Below are 3,668 nucleotides of genomic sequence, written 5' to 3' on the forward strand. Positions count from 1 at the left end.
CTTCCAGTCGCTAGCGCAGCGCTCGTATCCGTGGGCTTGTGGGCAAGTCCGTCTTTAGCAAAAGATCCCTTCCGCACCACGAATGCGCGATCGATCAGTCCGGCGACCGAAGCTGCCTTTCAAGCGCTTTTCCGGCAAGGCAACTACACGAAAGCTGCCAAAGATCTCAATCAGGCAGACGCCAACGAGCCGCTGACTCAAGCGCTGCGAGCGTCGCTGGCATACACGGATTGGCAAGGCGCGTCCGCAGACCAGCGCGATGCCCGCCTCGATCAGTTCCGCATCTACGCCGCGCAAACCCGTCAGACAGCCCAAGCGATGCTCCAAAAGGACCCGCTGCGGGGCAATTTGTATCTTGCTGTGGGTCATTTTCTGGAGAGCGCTTACATCTTCAGCAAAGACGGCACGGTCAAAGGAACGCCCCAAGTTCTGGGACAGATTCAGCAGGCATTTAAGTACCTGGACGCTGCCGAAGCCGCTTCACCAAACGACCCAGAGTTGAGCCTGATTAAAGGCTACATGGATTTGTTTGTGGCGCTAAACCTGCCATTTTCGAGTCCTTCTCAAGCCATTGAGCGACTAGACAAGTACGCTGCTCCCCGCTACCTGGCGAATCGTGGGATTGCGTTGGGCTATCGGGATTTGAACCAGCCAGATAAGGCGCTGGTGGCGATCGAACAGGCAATCCAGGAATCATCCGGCAATCCAGAGCTACTGTACCTGAAGGCGCAAATCCTTGTCCGACAGGGCAACAACCGCGACAGCATTACGTGGTTCCAGCAAGCCCTGCAAAAAGGAGACCAGCTTCCCGCTGGCATGAGGAAGCAAATCCAGCGAGAGTTGGGTCGGGCGCAGCAACGATCGAAAAACGTCGGGCAGTAAGCCACGCCTATTGCATCGCTTGCAGAGGCGCTTCAGCGGAGCGCCTCTGCAAGACTTAGTAGCCCTACCCCGATCGCTAACCAAATCAGAAAACACGATCGGGTCAATTGAAGTGCCTTTTGTACGTGCTCAACTGTAATTGGTTGCGCGGCATCGCCCAGCAAAGGCTTGTGCTTGACGATGCCCCGGTAGGTATTGATTCCACCCAGTTGCACGTCCAGCGCTGCCGCGTAGGCGCACTCGCTCCAACCTGAATTTGGGCTGGCATCTTTGGGTCCGTCGCGCCGACACAGCCGCCAAACATAGAAAGGTCTGTTCGATAGCAGGGCGATCGTCAGCACCACTAGCCGACAGGGAAGCCATGTTAGTCTGTCCTCTAGCTTGGCGCTGAACCAGCCGAGATCCGTGTAGGGCGCTTCCCGATAGCCCACCATCGAATCCAGCGTGCTAGCCGCTTTGTATGCCATTGCTAGCGGTACGCTGCCGACTCCCGGCAGGGCAGCTCCCAACAGCGCGTAGAACAGCGGAGCCAAGACGCCATCGGTGGCGTTTTCCGTCACGGTTTCCAGCACCGCCCGCAGGATCTCTGCCTCAGATAGAGACTCCGTATCCCGCCCGACATACTGACTCAAAATCGAGCGCGTGCGGACTAAATCACCCGTGGAGAGCGATCGCAGCACGTCCTCGGCGGCTGCCCGCAAGCTTCGACCTGCAAAGCAGCTTGTCAGCGCCACGCTTTCAATCGCCGCCCTGGCGATCGGATGAAGCTGTTCTGCGCCCGCAATCAATCCCCAACTTAGAATGCCACTACCAAGAATCAGTCCTACTCCTAGAACCACACCCGCGACTCTCAGCGCCAGCGGGTGCTTTAGCCAGTCGAACACCCAGCGAGTATAGCGACTGATCGTCCAGCCCATTCCCTGAACCGGATGCCACCAGCCCTTCGGGTCGCCAATCAGGTAATCTAGCCCCGCTGCGATCGCCAACACCGCCCTATGGTCCACTCTTCACTCCAACTCCTTCGGAGACGCTTCGCGAACACTTCCCACTTCCCGAGGGGTTTGACCCATCAAAGCAAAGCCGAAATCTTTGGGCAAGATCAAAGTGTTCTTAACATTGACGGGCAGGAAGTATCTTGACACGAGTTGTTCCAGTTCAACTAGATAGCGGCACCATTTTGTACATTGAGGCGCAGGACGATAGCGACACGTCAGCGATCGTTCCGTCTGCCTCTGCACCAGACGCCGGAGAGCAGCGGCGCGGAGGTGCCAAGGGAATGGGTGACTTTGCGACATCGCTGCGCGCAAATCCTGCCCAGTCGATGCAGATCATGCAAAGCACAATCCGCACGTACACCCTTTACTGCTTGAATGCGTTTAAGAATTTGGGCACGTCAGCGAGTGTTGCTGTAGACGAAGTGACGCTAGAGTTTGGCGTCAACCTTAGCGCGGATGCAGGCATTCCCTACATTGCCAGCGGCAAGGCGCAAAGTAACCTGAAGATTACGGTGAAATGCTCGTATGCCAAGTTTGAGGAGGAAGCCAATGCCAATGGTGCAGGGTGAGCCGCCGCAGACACGCGAAGATTAGACGACAAAGCTCATTGCTTCTCCCTGTGAGGCTTGCCAGCTACGGGCGTCGAAGTAGAGGTCTTCTAGAGAGATGGTGTACAGGGCGTCTTTGATTTTTTGGTGCAGGCGATTCCAGACGGTGAAGGTTACCCAATCCTCTGCTTGTGCTCCGTCAGGGGTGTGGCGAGGTAGGGGTTCTACGCTTTCTCCAACGGCTTCTAAAATTTGCCCCAGGGTGATTTGAGCGGGCGATCGCGCCAGTTGGTAGCCACCCTGTGGTCCCCGAACGGACTGCACCAAACCCGCCCGTCGCATTTCAATTAGCAGCTTTTCCAGGTATGGCGCAGGTAGGTCTTGCCGCTGAGCGATCACTTTAACCGAGGCAGGACCAAACCCTGGCTGAAAACTCAGATCTAAAAGGGCTTTGACGCTGTAATGTCCACGAGTCGTCAGCTTCATGCAGCATCCTTGCGCGGCTCGGTTCTAGTGGCTTCTATCGCCGCTTGCGCGATCGCCCCAACCTGAAATCCGGGCGGATAGCTGCCGTCTTGCTTGATTTGCTGAATCACACTGTCGGAGATCGCCAGGTTCATTTTCTCAGCAATCGATCGGACAATATCACCGCGATCAATCACGCCAGAAACCGCTCCTGCTGGAGACAACACGGTCACCTGCCGCAGCCCTTTGGACTCTATCAACTGAATCACGTCTACTAGCGCGGTTGCCTCAGTTACGGTTGGAATCGAGTCTAGCGGCTGAATAATCCGAAATAGCGTTTCCGTTTCCCACTGGCTCCGCTCCACGTAGTTGAGGTCATCGATCGCCACCATGCCGCGATAGCGCCCATCTGACGCCGCAAAGTACACTGGAGCGCGAGACTCCAGCAGGTATTGGTCAGCAAACTGACGCAGAGTCAGGTTGGCATCGACCACGCGGAACTCCCGTGCCATTGCGTCGGTGGCGTGGAGTTTCAGCAGCGCCTCTTGGAGCGTGGTGACGCGATCGTAGTTGTTGGCATTCTGCACACCAAACCAGCCCAGCAGCGCTACCCACAGTCCGCTAAAGTCGCCTTGGTACAGCGACACGCTTACACCCAGTACGATCGCGGTCCAGCCCAGGATTTTACCTGTTTTCGCTGCCCAGTGCACTCCTTTGAAGCGGTTGCCGGTTGCTTTCCACACCGCCGCTTTCAGAATTTGTCCACCATCCAGCGGCA

5 protein-coding genes are annotated in these 3,668 nt (G+C 56.7%); 2 read left to right on the forward strand and 3 right to left on the reverse strand.

Annotation, left to right across the window (positions count from 1 at the left end; all coding sequences use genetic code 11):
- Nucleotides 1-882, forward strand: an 882-nt coding sequence (locus H6F43_RS00600) for a Sll0314/Alr1548 family TPR repeat-containing protein (RefSeq protein ID WP_190340100.1), incomplete at its 5' end; no start/stop codon positions are given.
- Nucleotides 883-914: 32 nt separating this feature from the next.
- Here the strand turns inward: H6F43_RS00600 and cbiB are convergent.
- Nucleotides 915-1,886, reverse strand: coding sequence for an adenosylcobinamide-phosphate synthase CbiB (gene cbiB, locus H6F43_RS00605; RefSeq protein WP_190340101.1), 972 nt, complete (start codon nucleotides 1,884-1,886; stop codon nucleotides 915-917).
- A 131-nt stretch (nucleotides 1,887-2,017) separates the two neighbouring features.
- Between cbiB and H6F43_RS00610 the strand changes: the two genes are divergently transcribed.
- Nucleotides 2,018-2,446: a CU044_2847 family protein gene (locus H6F43_RS00610; protein WP_190340102.1), complete on the forward strand. Its 429-nt coding sequence runs from the start codon at nucleotides 2,018-2,020 to the stop codon at nucleotides 2,444-2,446.
- Nucleotides 2,447-2,467: 21 nt separating this feature from the next.
- On the opposite strand, the gene H6F43_RS00615 is transcribed toward H6F43_RS00610, so the two are convergent.
- On the reverse strand, nucleotides 2,468-2,911 hold the full coding sequence (locus H6F43_RS00615) for an RrF2 family transcriptional regulator (protein WP_190340103.1): 444 nt from the start codon (nucleotides 2,909-2,911) through the stop codon (nucleotides 2,468-2,470).
- Nucleotides 2,908-3,668, reverse strand: a 761-nt coding sequence (locus tag H6F43_RS00620) for a CBS domain-containing protein (RefSeq protein ID WP_190340104.1), incomplete at its 5' end; no start/stop codon positions are given. The genes H6F43_RS00620 and H6F43_RS00615, both read right to left, overlap by 4 nt.

The organism is Leptolyngbya sp. FACHB-36, assembly GCF_014695955.1.
Classification (GTDB): domain Bacteria; phylum Cyanobacteriota; class Cyanobacteriia; order Leptolyngbyales; family Leptolyngbyaceae; genus FACHB-36.